This is a genomic window from Klebsiella sp. RHBSTW-00484 (genome assembly GCF_013705725.1).
Classification (GTDB): domain Bacteria; phylum Pseudomonadota; class Gammaproteobacteria; order Enterobacterales; family Enterobacteriaceae; genus Klebsiella.
In genome coordinates this window covers 612,404-626,917 of record NZ_CP055481.1, presented here as the reverse complement: position 1 = coordinate 626,917, position 14,514 = coordinate 612,404, and the positions used below count along the sequence as shown (strand labels likewise).

Below are 14,514 nucleotides of genomic sequence, written 5' to 3'. Positions count from 1 at the left end.
ACGCGGCCGCTTACCTCATTGCATAAACACTCAAGATAACCGCAATTTAATTCACATTCATAGTGATGAGTTTTCCTTATACATAGCCTCTGGTTTTGCCATTATCTTTGTCAGGACATAAAACAGTATTAGTTTCCGTAATTCACATAAAAAGCAGTCAAATAGTCTGCTATAAAAAAACTATTCAGCACAGACCGATAATCTTGTGCCATCGATATAGTGAGACAGATCACACTCAATTATGCCATCGGTTACGTTTCAGCAGCATTCGAAATGTCATTATTCTCTTAAAAATCATAAAACTAAGTGTTGTATAGCACATTTTTGTATAAATAAGATTGCCATTTGACGTATGTGCAGATTCCCGATAACTTGGGAATCCGCTGGAAGCTTTCTGGATGAGCGCTCTGCTCATCATATTTATGCAGTAATTGAGATTCCCTCTTAACAGCAAGTCCTCAAACTTGTGTACCGATGCGAAAAGGATTTAAAGAGGGCGAATGCGAGGTGCAAACCCCGTCGCCATGCTCTTTCTGTGCCCGTGCGCAACGGTTCGGAGGGTGTCCCGTAGAGCCTGGGGAGGTTCACTGATATGTTGTACGATAAATCCCTTGAGAGGGATAACTGTGGTTTCGGCCTGATCGCCCACATAGAAGGCGAACCTAGCCACAAGGTAGTGCGAACCGCTATACACGCACTGGCCCGAATGCAGCACCGCGGCGCGATCCTCGCCGATGGAAAAACCGGCGACGGTTGTGGCTTGCTGTTACAAAAACCCGATCGTTTCTTCCGAATCGTTGCGGAAGAGCGCGGCTGGCGTTTAGCCAAAAATTACGCCGTTGGGATGTTATTCCTTAATAAAGATCCTGAACTGGCCAAAGCGGCGCGCCGCATCGTCGAAGAAGAACTTCAACGCGAAACCTTGTCTATTGTCGGCTGGCGCGAAGTGCCAACCAACGAAGGCGTTCTCGGTGAAATCGCCCTCTCCTCGCTGCCCCGTATTGAGCAAATCTTTGTTAACGCCCCGGCTGGCTGGCGCCCACGTGATATGGAGCGCCGTTTGTTTATCGCTCGTCGCCGTATCGAAAAGCGCCTGCAAGAAGATAAAGATTTCTACGTTTGCAGCCTGTCGAATCTGGTGAACATTTATAAAGGTCTGTGTATGCCGGCGGATTTGCCGCGCTTTTACCTGGACCTCGCGGACCTGCGCCTGGAATCAGCCATTTGCCTGTTCCACCAGCGCTTTTCCACCAACACCGTGCCGCGCTGGCCGCTGGCGCAGCCGTTCCGCTATCTGGCGCACAACGGTGAAATTAACACCATCACCGGTAACCGCCAGTGGGCCCGCGCCCGTACCTATAAGTTCCAGACGCCGTTGATCCCGGATCTCCACGATGCTGCGCCGTTCGTCAATGAAACCGGCTCTGACTCCAGTTCGATGGATAATATGCTGGAACTGCTGCTGGCGGGCGGGATGGACATTATCCGTGCCATGCGCCTGCTGGTGCCGCCAGCCTGGCAGAACAACCCGGATATGGATCCCGACCTGCGTTCATTCTTCGACTTTAACTCCATGCACATGGAGCCGTGGGATGGCCCGGCAGGTATCGTGATGTCCGATGGTCGCTATGCGGCCTGTAACCTCGACCGTAACGGCCTGCGCCCGGCACGCTACGTTATCACCAAAGACAAACTGATCACCTGCGCCTCTGAAGTCGGCATCTGGGATTACCAGCCTGACGAAGTGGTCGAAAAAGGCCGCGTTGGCCCAGGCGAGCTGATGGTTATCGATACCCGCGAGGGGCGTATTCTGCATTCAGCAGAAACCGATAACGATCTAAAAAGCCGTCATCCATATAAAGAGTGGATGGAGAAAAACGTCCGCCGTCTGGTCCCGTTTGAAGACCTGCCTGATGAAGATGTCGGCAGCCGTCAGTTTGATGACGACACGCTCGCCAGCTATCAGAAACAGTTTAACTACAGCGCTGAAGAGCTGGATTCCGTCCTGCGCGTACTGGGCGAAAACGGCCAGGAAGCGGTCGGTTCAATGGGCGATGATACTCCATTCGCCGTGCTCTCCAGCCAACCGCGTATCATTTACGATTACTTCCGCCAGCAGTTCGCGCAGGTGACTAACCCGCCGATCGATCCGCTGCGTGAAGCCCACGTAATGTCTCTGGCCACCAGCATCGGCCGTGAAATGAACGTCTTCTGCGAAGCGGAAGGCCAGGCGCACCGTCTGAGCTTTAAGTCGCCAATTCTGCTGTACTCCGATTTTAAACAGCTGACCACCATGGAAGAGGAGCACTATCGCGCCGACGTCCTGGATATCACGTTTGATGCCACCGAAACCACGCTGGCTGAGACGGTGAAGGCGCTGTGCGATACAGCCGAACAAATGGTGCGTGACGGAACCGTTCTGTTGGTGCTCTCTGACCGCAACATCGCTAAAAACCGTCTGCCGGTACCCGCTCCGATGGCAGTAGGCGCGATCCAGACCCGTCTGGTCGATAAGAGCCTGCGCTGCGATGCCAACATTATTGTCGAAACCGCCAGCGCCCGCGACCCGCACCACTTTGCGGTGCTACTGGGCTTCGGCGCGACGGCCATCTATCCATACCTCGCCTATGAAACTCTGGCGAAGCTGGTAGATAACAAAGCCATCGACAAAGAGTACCGCGCGGTGATGTTGAACTACCGTAACGGCATCAATAAAGGTCTGTATAAGATCATGTCGAAGATGGGGATTTCAACTATCGCGTCCTATCGCTGCTCGAAACTGTTCGAAGCAGTGGGCCTGCATCGCGAAGTGTCTGACCTGTGCTTCCTGGGCGTTGTCAGCCGTATCGGCGGCGCAGGTTTCGACGACTTCCAGCAGGATCTATTGAACCTGTCAAAACGTGCCTGGCTGGCGCGTAAACCGCTGGATCAGGGCGGTCTGCTGAAATACGTCCACGGCGGCGAATATCACGCCTACAACCCGGACGTGGTGCGTACCCTGCAACAAGCGGTACAAAGCGGCGAATACAGCGATTATCAGCAGTACGCGAAATTGGTTAACGAGCGCCCGGCTGCAACGCTGCGCGATCTGCTGGCCATTACCCCGGACGGCACTACCGTCAGCCTGGACGACGTTGAACCGGCAAACGAACTGTTTAAACGTTTCGATACGGCAGCAATGTCCATCGGCGCGCTGAGCCCGGAAGCGCACGAAGCGCTGGCAGAAGCGATGAACAGCATCGGCGGCAACTCGAACTCCGGCGAAGGCGGCGAAGACCCGGCGCGCTACGGCACCAATAAAGTATCGCGTATCAAGCAGGTCGCCTCCGGTCGCTTCGGCGTGACTCCGGCCTACCTGGTCAATGCCGACGTTATCCAGATTAAAGTCGCTCAGGGTGCGAAGCCCGGCGAAGGCGGTCAGCTACCGGGTGATAAAGTCACCCCGTACATCGCCAAACTGCGCTATTCAGTACCAGGCGTGACGCTGATCTCCCCGCCACCGCACCACGATATCTACTCTATCGAGGATCTGGCACAGCTGATCTTCGACCTGAAACAGGTTAACCCAAAAGCGATGATCTCCGTGAAGCTGGTTTCCGAACCGGGCGTCGGTACCATCGCCACTGGCGTAGCGAAAGCCTATGCAGACCTGATTACCATCGCAGGTTACGACGGCGGCACCGGTGCAAGCCCGCTCTCGTCGGTGAAATATGCAGGCTGTCCGTGGGAGCTGGGCCTGGTGGAAACTCAGCAAGCACTGGTGGCTAACGGTCTGCGTCACAAGATCCGTCTGCAGGTGGATGGCGGTTTAAAAACCGGCGTCGACATCATTAAAGCCGCGATTCTGGGCGCGGAGAGCTTCGGCTTCGGTACCGGTCCGATGGTGGCGCTGGGCTGTAAATATCTGCGTATTTGCCACCTGAATAACTGCGCAACCGGCGTAGCAACTCAGGATGAAAAACTGCGTAAGAACCACTACCACGGCCTGCCGTTCAAAGTGACCAACTACTTTGAATTTATCGCCCGCGAAACCCGCGAGCTGATGGCTTCGCTGGGTGTAAAACGTCTGGTAGATCTGATTGGCCGTACCGACCTGTTGAAAGAACTGGATGGTTTTACTGCCAAGCAGCAGAAACTGGATCTGGGCAAGCTGCTGGAGACCGCTGAGCCGCATCCAGGCAAAGCGCTGTACTGCACGGAGAACAACCCGCCGTTTGACAATGGCGTGCTCAATGCGCAGCTGCTCCAGCAGGCGAAACCGTTCGTTGACAGCAAGCAGAGTAAAACGTTCTGGTTTGATATCCGCAACACCGACCGCTCCGTTGGGGCATCGCTGTCAGGTTATATCGCCCAGACCCACGGCGACCAGGGGCTGGCAGCCGATCCTATTACCGCCCACTTCAGCGGTACTGCTGGCCAGAGCTTCGGCGTATGGAACGCGGGCGGCGTTGAGCTGCATCTGACAGGCGATGCCAACGACTATGTAGGTAAAGGTATGGCTGGCGGCCTGCTGGCGATTCGTCCTCCGGTAGGCTCAGCCTTCCGTAGCCACGAAGCCAGCATCATCGGTAACACCTGCCTGTATGGCGCGACCGGCGGTCGTCTTTATGCGGCGGGGCGCGCAGGCGAGCGTTTCGCAGTGCGTAACTCCGGGGCGATCACTGTGGTCGAAGGTATTGGCGATAACGGTTGTGAATATATGACCGGCGGGATTGTTTGCGTGCTGGGTAAAACCGGCGTCAACTTCGGCGCGGGGATGACTGGTGGTTTCGGTTACGTTCTGGATGAAGACGGCGACTTCCGCAAACGTGTGAACCCGGAGCTGGTGGAAGTGCTGGACGTTGACTCTCTGGCTATCCACGAAGAGCATCTGCGCGGTTTGATTACCGAGCACGTGCATCTTACCGGTTCGCAGCGCGGCGAAGAAATTCTGGCCAACTGGCCAGCCTTCTCAGCGAAGTTTGCGCTGGTTAAACCGAAGTCCAGCGATGTTAAAGCACTGTTGGGTCACCGTAGTCGTTCCGCAGCTGAGCTGCGGGTGCAGGCGCAGTAAGGGGTTAAGATGAGTCAGAACGTGTATCAATTTATCGACCTCCAGCGCGTTGATCCGCCAAAGAAACCGCTGAAGATCCGCAAGATAGAATTTATCGAGATCTACGAGCCGTTTTCCGAAGGTCAGGCCAAAGCACAGGCAGACCGCTGCCTGTCCTGCGGCAACCCGTACTGCGAGTGGAAGTGCCCGGTGCACAACTACATTCCGAACTGGCTGAAGCTGGCTAACGAAGGGCGTATTTTTGAAGCGGCAGAACTGTCGCATCAAACCAATACCCTGCCGGAAGTCTGTGGGCGCGTTTGCCCGCAGGATCGTCTGTGCGAAGGTTCCTGTACCCTGAACGACGAGTTCGGTGCGGTGACCATCGGCAATATCGAGCGCTATATCAACGATAAAGCATTCGAAATGGGCTGGCGTCCTGACCTGACCGGCGTCAAGCAGACGGGTAAAACCGTCGCCATTATCGGCGCAGGTCCGGCGGGTCTTGCCTGCGCAGACGTGTTAACCCGTAACGGCGTCAAGGCGGTGGTCTTTGACCGCCACCCGGAAATCGGCGGTTTGCTAACCTTCGGAATTCCGGCATTTAAGCTAGAAAAAGAGGTCATGACCCGTCGCCGTGAAATCTTCACCGACATGGGCATTGAGTTCAAACTCAACGTTGAAGTCGGCCGCGACATACAGATCGATGACCTGCTGAAGGATTACGATGCGGTATTCCTCGGCGTCGGCACCTATCAGTCGATGCGCGGTGGGCTGGAAAATGAAGACGCCTCCGGTGTATTCGACGCGCTGCCGTTCCTGATCGCCAACACTAAGCAGATCATGGGCTTCGGCGAAACGGCTGATGAACCGTATGTCAGCATGGAAGGCAAGCGAGTTGTCGTTCTTGGCGGTGGTGATACCGCGATGGACTGCGTGCGTACCTCCATCCGTCAGAACGCGTCCCATGTCATTTGTGCTTATCGCCGTGATGAAGAGAACATGCCGGGCTCCAGGCGCGAAGTGAAAAACGCGCGTGAAGAAGGCGTGGAATTCCAGTTCAACGTCCAGCCGCTGGGTGTGGAAGTGAATGCTAACGGTAAGGTTTGCGGCGTGAAGATGGCGCGTACCGAAATGGGTCAGCCGGATGCGAAAGGCCGCCGCCGCGCGGAAATCGTCGCCGGTTCCGAGCATGTGGTACCTGCCGATGCCGTAGTCATGGCATTCGGTTTCCGTCCGCACAGCATGGAGTGGCTGGCGAAACACAGCGTTGAGCTGGATTCTCAGGGCCGTGTTATTGCGCCAGAAGGCAGCGACAACGCCTTCCAGACCAGCAACCCGAAAATCTTCGCCGGCGGTGATATCGTTCGCGGTTCCGACCTGGTCGTGACAGCAATTGCCGAAGGCCGTAAAGCGGCTGACGGGATCCTCAACTACCTGGAAGTGTAATACGAATCCCCGGATAGCTTGTTTTATCCGGGTAAGTCATCCTGGCCCGATGGTTAATTCCATCGAGCTTTTTTATGCACTTAACAAATCGGCACGCACTTTAATCACCACTTTTTTAATATCGGCTGGCTCTGTTACCACGCAGCCTGGCTTATGCGGCTCCCCCGGCATAAAGACCGCGAACATGCCGGGCCTCAAGGTGACGGACTGCTCGCCCACCATTTCACCGCACAGTTGATAATCCTCCTCAACGTGCATCTCCTCGCACTGCCGCGCACTGTCGGCCACGCCATAAAAAATACGCTCCTCGCCCGCCAGTAAAATCTGGATATCGATAAACTGCACATGCAGTTCGGCTTTCTTCTCTTCAGGTAAACCTGACGCAAATTGCATCACGTTCATAAAGATATCGTCCCCCTGCAGCTCGTAGCTTCCGGGAGCAATACTTTGCAAGTCGTGCGCCTGCGCGAGGGTTATTGCTTGCTGCAACATGGCCGATATTCCGGCCTGCGACGGATTATTGATATCACCGAAAATCATGATTTCTCTCCCTGCCCCATAGCGCCGCGCCCAGTAGCCCGGCATCATGCCGATAGCGTGCTTCGCGTAGCGGGACGTGATAAACCGCTGGTTCCTGCGCCAGATATTCACGCACCAACGGCAGGTATCCATCCGCCAGGCCGATGCTGCCGCCAACCACGACGCACTGACAGTCGGTCAGCGCTTTAAGATCGGCAATCAGCCGCGCCAGCGTTTGCGCCGAGCGCTGAACCAGTGAACGCGCCTGCAGATGATGTTGTTCCGCGAGGGCAAAAATAGATTTCGCATCCAGCCCGGTGAGTTCACCGCCAGCCGCATCGGCAATCGCCCTCCCGGCGGCAATTGCTTCCACGCAACCCACTCGACCACAGCCGCAGCGCGGCCCATTTGGGTCAGCCAGCGTATGTCCACAATGTCCGGCTAACCCCCCGCTTCCGGTCAGCAACCTGCCGTTAGTGACCATGCCGCCGCCAACGCCCGTCGAAACCGTCAGAAAAACCATATCGCTCACGTTCTCCGTTAACGCACGATATTCTGCCCACGCCGCGGCCTGGGCATCGTTCAGGGCGATACCAGGCAGTCCGCTGAGTTCAGACAAACAATCGATTAAGGGAAAATGCGCCAGACCGCCAAGGTTAGCTGGGTTGAGTGCGGTTAAAATGCCGTCCTGAATAATGCCGGTAGAAGCAACCGCAAATCGCTCAGCTTGCGCCAACAGCGGAGCAATCAGCTCTTCTAACGCTAAGGCAAGCCCGGCAGGCCGCTGGCTCGCCGGGGTCGGGATTTCCCGTCGTTCACGAATAGTAAGATCCTTATCGACCAACGCGGCGGCAAGCTTGGTGCCGCCAATATCTATCGCCAGCGTGGTCATGGCTGCGCCTCTTTTAACGCGGTGTTGTACCACTGGCAAATATGCTCTAGCCGGGTAATCGCTGAACCAACGGTTACCGCCCACGCCCCGTGACGCATAGCTTCTGCCGCCTGAGCGGGGGTGTTATAGCGGCCTTCCGCATTCACCCGACAACCCGCCTTCGTCAGCGCTTTCACCAGCGCCAGGTCGGGCTCATCTGGCGTGTGCGATGTAGTATAGCCTGAAAGCGTGGTACCAATAATCTCCGCGCCAAGCGCCTGACAGGCCAGGCCATCCTCCAGAGAGGAACAATCGGTCATCGCCAATAGCTTGTGCTGATGAATGCGCGCCAGCAGCGCTGCCACCGGAACCGGGCGTTCACGGTCAGTTCCATCAATGGCGATGATATCGGCCCCGGCCTGCGCCAGCGCATCGATATCTTCCAGATAAGGCGTGATCCGCACCGGCGAATCATCCAGATCGCGTTTAATAATGCCAATAATCGGTACCGTAACCAGCGCTCGGGTGACGCGCAGATTCTCGACTCCTTCAATGCGCAACGCTACTGCGCCCGCCTGCTCCGCCGCCAGCGCCATCGCGGCAACGATCGAAGGGTTGTCCAAAGGGCTGCCGGGGACCGGCTGGCAGGAAACAATAAGCCCGCCGTTAGCGCTGATGCGTAAATCCAATTCTTCCAGCAAAGACATAATAGCTCCCTGATGAATGTTTTCGCCCGGCACCGCTGCCGGGCCGTTTATTATCTGGTTTTAATTAATCCACTTTTACTGCCACCTAACGGTACCGCGCCGCTGAACGGTTTCCCGTCAATCGCATCATGGGTCCGTACGGCTTCCGGGCGGATCCAGCGCTGTACGCGGGATGGCATATCCAGACCAATCAACAGGATCACCACGAATGTCAGGCCGAAAGAGAGCGAGCCCAACGCGGTGCCCAGATCCAGACGCTGGGCAATCAAGGCACCAAGAACCGGCGCAATCGCACCGCCCAGCGCCCCCACGTTATAGGTAAACCCAAGCCCCGCCGCGCGTTGATCGGTATCGAAGTAGCCGCCGATCAGTTTCGGTAAGATCCCCGAGATCCCCTGTCCTAACATCTGCTGGAAAAACAGTAGCAGGCCAAGGACCCATATGTTTGTGCCGCCGATAGCAAAGACCGGAATAATCAACAACTGTGAAGCCAGCAAGCTGCAAACGTAAGCCTTGCGGGTTCCCAGCCAGTCGCCAAGAAAACCACCCACGCAGCACCCTACCGCTGCGCCAAAGCCGCTGAAAAACAGAATATTCGCTACCGTGGTATGGTCATAAGCCAGTTCGGTTTTCAGATAAGTGGGTAGCAGCGCCTGGATAGGCCACGAATAAAGGAAAGCGAAAAGCACGACGACCATCAGCGTCACGCCAGTGGGCCAGCGCTTACCGCTGCTCTGGACCATAAAGCTGATAAAAATAACCGCGCACATCACGCCCAGTAACAGCACGATACCGGCATTTTGCAAATCGCCCGCAAAGCAAAACCATAATGCGGTCGCCGCGACAACTGTCATCAAGATATTAATAACCCGATGCTTACCGCGATAAAGCAGATCCACCATGGTCTGCACCGGTTCTTTGCCCTCATGCTTCTCTTTCCAGTCTTCGGCTTCTGGAATATTTTTGCGTAACCAGAGCGCGAAAACGATCGGCACAATGCCAATGAAGAACAGCGCACGCCAGCCCCAGACGGGCACCACCAGACTGTAAACCTGCGCGGCAATAACGGCCCCGACGGAGAATCCGGAGATCAGAAAACCGCTGGCTTTGTTGCGTAAATGCTTCGGCCAGCTTTCAATAACATAGGTCGCGCTTGAGCCATACTCACCTGCCATTCCCATGCCGATAACCAGACGGGCGATAAACATGGTGGTGTAACCTGGCGCAAAACCGCAAGCCAGGGTACCAAGTGAAAAAAGAATAATGCTGGTGACCATCGCCAGGCGTCGACCATAGCGGTCGCCCATTGCGCCGAGCATCAGGCCACCAAACCAGCGAGAGATAAAAGCGGCTGAGATCAGGCTGGCCGCCTGAACCGTTGTCAGACCAAAATCCCCCTGGACCTCGGTCAGTACCAGGGCAATCAAGACAAAATCAAAACCATCAAGCAAATATCCCAACCATGCGGCTGAAAAAGCCCGCCACTGAGGACGACTAAGATGGCGATACCACGGGATGTTCTGGGTAGAAGTACTCATTTTACTCTCCCGATAATTTTTTGTTGTTGTGCCGGGTAGCGGCTTCGCCTTACCGGCCTACGGTCAAAATATGTAGGCCGGGCAAGCGTAACCCCCCGGCAAGTTGCGGTTACGCCTTCTCTGCCAACAACTGCTGAGCCAGCGCTTTCAGCTCCGGCAGGAATTGTTCGTCAACCGGGGCGAACGGCTTGCGGCACAGCGGCTCAGCGACAACATCCATATAGTGCAGCACGGTTTTCAGACCACGGAATACGCCGGTTTTAATCAGCAGATCGATAACCTTGTTACATTCGCACTGCAGGTGTTGCGCTTTGGCGACATCACCTGCTTTTAGCGCCTGAACGATCCCCTGATAACGCCACCCCATGATGTTGTAGGTGCTGCCAATTCCACCATCGGCACCTGCCAGCAGGCCAGAAGCGAAGATCTCGTCATAGCCGTTGTACAACACCAGGTCCGGATGAGCCCGACGGATTTGCTCCATCTGGTAAAGATCGCCGGAGGTCTGCTTCAGCGCGCCGACGCCCGGCAAGGTCACCAGAGTATTGATCTGATCGAGCGTCAGCTTAACGCCGCTTAGGGCCGGGATGTTGTACACCACCATCGGCAATCCATCAGCCGACTCAATGATGGCCTGATAATGCGCGCAATGCTCTTCAAAGCTAAACGGATAATAGAATGGCGTCACCGCAGAAACGGCATCGTATCCATAGCTTGCCGCCGCCTGCGCCAGCTGTTGGCTTTCAAGAGTACTCACGCAGCCGACATGGGCGATCAGCGTCATTTTTCCCTTCGCCTCTTCCGCCACAATCTCCAGTACTTCCTGCCGCTCAGCGCCGCTCTGCACAAAGGCCTCACCAGTGGAGCCTCCCACGTAAAGCCCGTCGATCCCCTGGCTCAGATTGAAACGAACTAGCCGACGCAGACTCCCTTTATCCAGTTTTTGCTGACCATCGAACGGCGTAAGCAGTGCCGCCATGACTCCACGTAAATTGACCGCCATATAAACCTCGTAGTGATATTAGTGTGATTAACTATGTACCTTTATACCTGTTATACCAGATCAATTAAGCAGCAACGTAATAGAGAACGCTTATAATGCGATCTACTTCACTAAACGATCCGGAGGATCGTGAGGGTTACTTACGTGGTTGTGTTTTCTGGCCGAGGGCGTGCCAGGTGGCGGAGACGCTATTGAGGTGGGTTTGGAGGGCGCGATCGGCTTCATCAGGATCGCGACGGCGAATAGCATCAACAATAACAATGTGTTGTTGATAGCTCACGCTATTATGTTCGTGTAAATCACGTTCTGGCACCGCAGGCCGGGCGGCGATTAGCCAATCCAGCAATGCCACGTGAATAGCCATAAAGATCGGATTACCCGGGATTTCCGCCAGCACGCGGTGAAACTCGACGTCAGATCGGATAAACAGCGCATTGTCATCAAGCGACTGGCTGTTGATTTTCAGCGCCTGCATCAGCTTTTCGATCTGCTCGTCGCTGGCATGTTCTGCCGCATAGCGAACCAGGCTGGATTCAAAAAACAGGCGTAGCTGTTCAAAATGCGCGATACCGCCGGGGTGAGACAAAAAGTCTTTCGCCATGCCGGAAAGCTCGCCAATGATGGTGTCAGCTGAAGGTCGGGACACGCGGGCCCGCTCGCCGTTGCTAATTTGCACCAATCCCTTACGCTTCAGCGCCGCCAGCGCTTCACGTACCGAGGGGCGCCCGACGTTAAAAAACGTCATCAATTCACGCTCTGATGGCAGTTGTTCACCTTCGGCAAACTCCCGTCGGCGGATCATCTGCTCTAGCTCCTCTTCCACCATTTCGGACAGTTTTTTGCGCGCCAAAGGACGACGGCCCAAACTGTTGCCAATGGAGGATGGAGTATCTTCGGCTTGTGGATCAAATGCGCTCATAGGGACCATTGTGTGATTTGTGACAGCACGTGACGGCTGTTCCATCTTAACACAAGAATTTTGCAGAGATCAGAAAACAGGCCCCGAAGGGCCTGATAGAGATTACTTCACGACGCGTAGCGCAGGGCGCCCACCGCGTGGCGGAGTTGGCGTATCATCGGGATCGTCATCATGATTATCTGGCTTATCGCCATCAATCACCGACATGACCGTTTCGCTGTCGTTGCCTGGCAATTCTTCGTCATCATTCAGGCTGGTGACGTCTTCATCGTAGGCCGCTTCAGGTTCAAACATGGTACCCGCACCATTTTCACGTGCATACACAGCCAGCACAGCAGCCATCGGTACAGAGACATTGCGCGGCACACCGCCGAAACGCGCGTTGAAACGCACTTCGTCGTTAGCCAGTTCCAGATTACCTACAGCACGCGGGGCAATGTTAAGAACGATTTGTCCGTCGCGAGCATACTCCATTGGAACAAGTACGCCCGGCAGCGTCACATCGACGACCAGGTGCGGAGTCAGCTGGTTATCCAGCAGCCACTCATAGAACGCCCGTAATAGATACGGGCGACGCGGCGTCAGCTGTGATACATCCATTGATTAGCCTCGACCCAGGCGCATTTCACGCTCGGCTTCAGTTAAAGAAGCGAGGAAAGAATCACGTTCAAATACGCGAGTCATATAGCCCTTGAGCTCTTTCGCGCCAGTTCCAGTCAGTTCCACACCGAGAACAGGCAAGCGCCATAGCAGCGGTGCCAGATAGCAATCGACCAGGCTGAACTCATCGCTCAGGAAGTACGGCTTCTGGGTGAAGACTGGCGCAATCGCCTGCAATTCTTCACGCAGTTGCTTACGTGCATTATCAGCCTGCGCAGCAGTACCGGTCTGGATGGTATTCATCAGCGAATACCAGTCTTTTTCGATACGTTGCATGTACAGACGGCTTTCCCCACGAGCTACCGGATATACCGGCATTAACGGCGGATGCGGGAAACGCTCATCCAGGTATTCCATAATGATGCGAGATTCCCACAGAGTGAGCTCACGATCCACAAGCGTTGGTACGCTTTGATTCGGGTTGAGGTCAATCAGATCCTGAGGTGGGTTATCCTTCTCCACGTGTTCTATCTCAAAACTAACACCTTTCTCGGCCAGCACAATGCGGACCTGATGGCTATAGATGTCAGTAGGACCAGAAAACAGCGTCATTACCGAACGTTTGTTGGCAGCGACAGCCATGAAAACCTCCAGGTATATTCAGAATTATTGTACTGCTGCCGACCACGCATGGTCAGCCAGATGTAAAAACCCCATTCGCGTGACATCATTTCCATTTATCATCTAAACAAAAAATGAACAATCACCTGCATTTGGGCAGAAAATTGGATGATAGTTTACCAGATTTTGAAGGCATTGTGGTGAGGGTATTCTGGAAATGCTGAAAAAGTGGCAAGAACAGGGCAGATCCGTATGGATAATGACAGATTTATCCATAAAAAAACCCGCCGGAGCGGGTTTTTTCGCAAATTGTTCTGCGTGAGCAGAAAACAATTAACGCTTGGAGAACTGCGGACGGCGGCGTGCTTTACGCAGACCGACTTTCTTACGTTCAACCTCACGAGCATCACGAGTAACGAAACCAGCTTTACGCAGTTCGCCACGCAGTGACTCATCATATTCCATCAGTGCACGGGTGATACCGTGACGGATAGCGCCAGCTTGACCAGAAATACCACCACCTTTAACGGTGATGTACAGATCCAGTTTACCAATCATGTCGACCAGTTCCAGCGGCTGACGAACTACCATGCGGGCAGTTTCACGACCGAAGTACTGTTCCAGAGAACGCTGATTGATAACGATTTTGCCGTTGCCCGGTTTGATGAAAACGCGAGCTGCGGAACTTTTGCGGCGACCAGTGCCGTAGTATTGATTTTCAGCCATTGCCTATAATCCCGATTAGATGTCAAGAACTTGCGGTTGCTGTGCCGCGTGGTTGTGCTCGTTACCCGCGTAAACTTTCAGTTTACGGTACATAGCACGACCCAGCGGGCCTTTTGGCAGCATGCCTTTAACCGCGATTTCAATCACGCGCTCAGGACGGCGGGCAATCATCTCTTCAAAGGTCGCTTCTTTGATACCACCGATGTGACCGGTGTGGTGATAATACATTTTGTCTTCACGCTTGTTGCCGGTTACAGCAACTTTTTCTGCGTTCAGAACGATGATGTAATCACCGGTATCTACGTGCGGAGTGTATTCCGCTTTATGCTTACCGCGCAGGCGCAGAGCCAGTTCGGAAGCCAGACGGCCCAGAGTTTTACCGGTCGCGTCAACAACATACCAGTCGCGTTTTACGGTTTCTGGTTTAGCTGTAAAAGTTTTCATTAAAAGCTTACCCAAATAATAAGTTACACGTTGGTGAACACCCAAACGTTTTGTCAGTTGAGGTTCACACGACATTGTCCAGCAA

Annotated in this window: 12 protein-coding genes; 2 read left to right on the top strand and 10 right to left on the bottom strand. The window is 54.6% G+C overall.

Annotated elements, in window-relative coordinates:
* The first annotated feature begins 592 nt into the window (after window positions 1–592).
* Both gltB and HV213_RS02930 read left to right on the top strand, forming a co-directional pair.
* A complete protein-coding gene (gltB, locus tag HV213_RS02935) occupies window positions 593–5,053 on the top strand; it encodes a glutamate synthase large subunit (protein ID WP_181484713.1) in 4,461 nt (1,486 codons plus the stop codon).
* A gap of 9 nt (window positions 5,054–5,062) precedes the next feature.
* Window positions 5,063–6,481, top strand: coding sequence for a glutamate synthase small subunit (locus HV213_RS02930; protein ID WP_181484712.1), 1,419 nt, complete (start codon window positions 5,063–5,065; stop codon window positions 6,479–6,481).
* Window positions 6,482–6,553: 72 nt separating this feature from the next.
* Here HV213_RS02930 and nanQ read toward each other — a convergent pair whose 3' ends face one another.
* The 10 genes from nanQ to rplM all read right to left on the bottom strand — a co-directional run bounded on the left by nanQ (window position 6,554) and on the right by rplM (window position 14,429).
* The gene (gene nanQ, locus HV213_RS02925; protein ID WP_181484711.1) at window positions 6,554–7,021 is read right to left on the bottom strand and encodes an N-acetylneuraminate anomerase; all 468 of its coding nucleotides are present in this window, start codon (window positions 7,019–7,021) and stop codon (window positions 6,554–6,556) included.
* Entirely contained in the window at window positions 7,008–7,892 is an 885-nt protein-coding gene (gene nanK / locus HV213_RS02920) for an N-acetylmannosamine kinase (protein WP_181484710.1), read from the bottom strand. The genes nanQ and nanK overlap by 14 nt, the downstream gene beginning before the upstream one ends.
* Window positions 7,889–8,578, bottom strand: coding sequence for an N-acetylmannosamine-6-phosphate 2-epimerase (locus tag HV213_RS02915; RefSeq protein ID WP_181484709.1), 690 nt, complete (start codon window positions 8,576–8,578; stop codon window positions 7,889–7,891). Before HV213_RS02915 ends, nanK begins: the two co-directional genes overlap by 4 nt.
* Window positions 8,579–8,628: 50 nt before the next feature.
* Window positions 8,629–10,116, bottom strand: coding sequence for an MFS transporter (locus tag HV213_RS02910; protein ID WP_112213533.1), 1,488 nt, complete (start codon window positions 10,114–10,116; stop codon window positions 8,629–8,631).
* A 109-nt stretch (window positions 10,117–10,225) separates the two neighbouring features.
* Window positions 10,226–11,119 (bottom strand): N-acetylneuraminate lyase, encoded by an 894-nt coding sequence (gene nanA, locus HV213_RS02905; protein WP_181484708.1) that lies wholly within the window; start codon window positions 11,117–11,119, stop codon window positions 10,226–10,228.
* Between the two features lie 136 nt (window positions 11,120–11,255).
* Complete coding sequence (gene nanR, locus HV213_RS02900; protein ID WP_181484707.1) at window positions 11,256–12,047, bottom strand: transcriptional regulator NanR; 792 nt, start codon at window positions 12,045–12,047, stop codon at window positions 11,256–11,258.
* Window positions 12,048–12,140: 93 nt separating this feature from the next.
* A complete protein-coding gene (gene sspB / locus HV213_RS02895) occupies window positions 12,141–12,638 on the bottom strand; it encodes a ClpXP protease specificity-enhancing factor (protein WP_110272828.1) in 498 nt (165 codons plus the stop codon).
* 3 nt (window positions 12,639–12,641) lie between these two features.
* Window positions 12,642–13,280: a stringent starvation protein SspA gene (gene sspA / locus HV213_RS02890; protein ID WP_110272827.1), complete on the bottom strand. Its 639-nt coding sequence runs from the start codon at window positions 13,278–13,280 to the stop codon at window positions 12,642–12,644.
* 312 nt (window positions 13,281–13,592) lie between these two features.
* A complete protein-coding gene (gene rpsI / locus HV213_RS02885) occupies window positions 13,593–13,985 on the bottom strand; it encodes a 30S ribosomal protein S9 (RefSeq protein WP_110272826.1) in 393 nt (130 codons plus the stop codon).
* 15 nt (window positions 13,986–14,000) lie between these two features.
* A complete protein-coding gene (gene rplM, locus HV213_RS02880) occupies window positions 14,001–14,429 on the bottom strand; it encodes a 50S ribosomal protein L13 (RefSeq protein WP_004106200.1) in 429 nt (142 codons plus the stop codon).
* Window positions 14,430–14,514 lie beyond the last annotated feature (85 nt).

What these genes read in the sequence shown, in the direction of transcription:
- gltB (WP_181484713.1), top strand. Translation starts at nt 593, where the DNA reads ATGTTGTACGATAAATCCCTTGAGAGGGATAACTGTGGTTTCGGCCTG.
- HV213_RS02930 (WP_181484712.1), top strand. Translation starts at nt 5,063, where the DNA reads ATGAGTCAGAACGTGTATCAATTTATCGACCTCCAGCGCGTTGATCCG.
- nanQ (WP_181484711.1), bottom strand. Translation starts at nt 7,021, where the DNA reads ATGATTTTCGGTGATATCAATAATCCGTCGCAGGCCGGAATATCGGCC.
- nanK (WP_181484710.1), bottom strand. Translation starts at nt 7,892, where the DNA reads ATGACCACGCTGGCGATAGATATTGGCGGCACCAAGCTTGCCGCCGCG.
- HV213_RS02915 (WP_181484709.1), bottom strand. Translation starts at nt 8,578, where the DNA reads ATGTCTTTGCTGGAAGAATTGGATTTACGCATCAGCGCTAACGGCGGG.
- HV213_RS02910 (WP_112213533.1), bottom strand. Translation starts at nt 10,116, where the DNA reads ATGAGTACTTCTACCCAGAACATCCCGTGGTATCGCCATCTTAGTCGT.
- nanA (WP_181484708.1), bottom strand. Translation starts at nt 11,119, where the DNA reads ATGGCGGTCAATTTACGTGGAGTCATGGCGGCACTGCTTACGCCGTTC.
- nanR (WP_181484707.1), bottom strand. Translation starts at nt 12,047, where the DNA reads ATGGTCCCTATGAGCGCATTTGATCCACAAGCCGAAGATACTCCATCC.
- sspB (WP_110272828.1), bottom strand. Translation starts at nt 12,638, where the DNA reads ATGGATGTATCACAGCTGACGCCGCGTCGCCCGTATCTATTACGGGCG.
- sspA (WP_110272827.1), bottom strand. Translation starts at nt 13,280, where the DNA reads ATGGCTGTCGCTGCCAACAAACGTTCGGTAATGACGCTGTTTTCTGGT.
- rpsI (WP_110272826.1), bottom strand. Translation starts at nt 13,985, where the DNA reads ATGGCTGAAAATCAATACTACGGCACTGGTCGCCGCAAAAGTTCCGCA.
- rplM (WP_004106200.1), bottom strand. Translation starts at nt 14,429, where the DNA reads ATGAAAACTTTTACAGCTAAACCAGAAACCGTAAAACGCGACTGGTAT.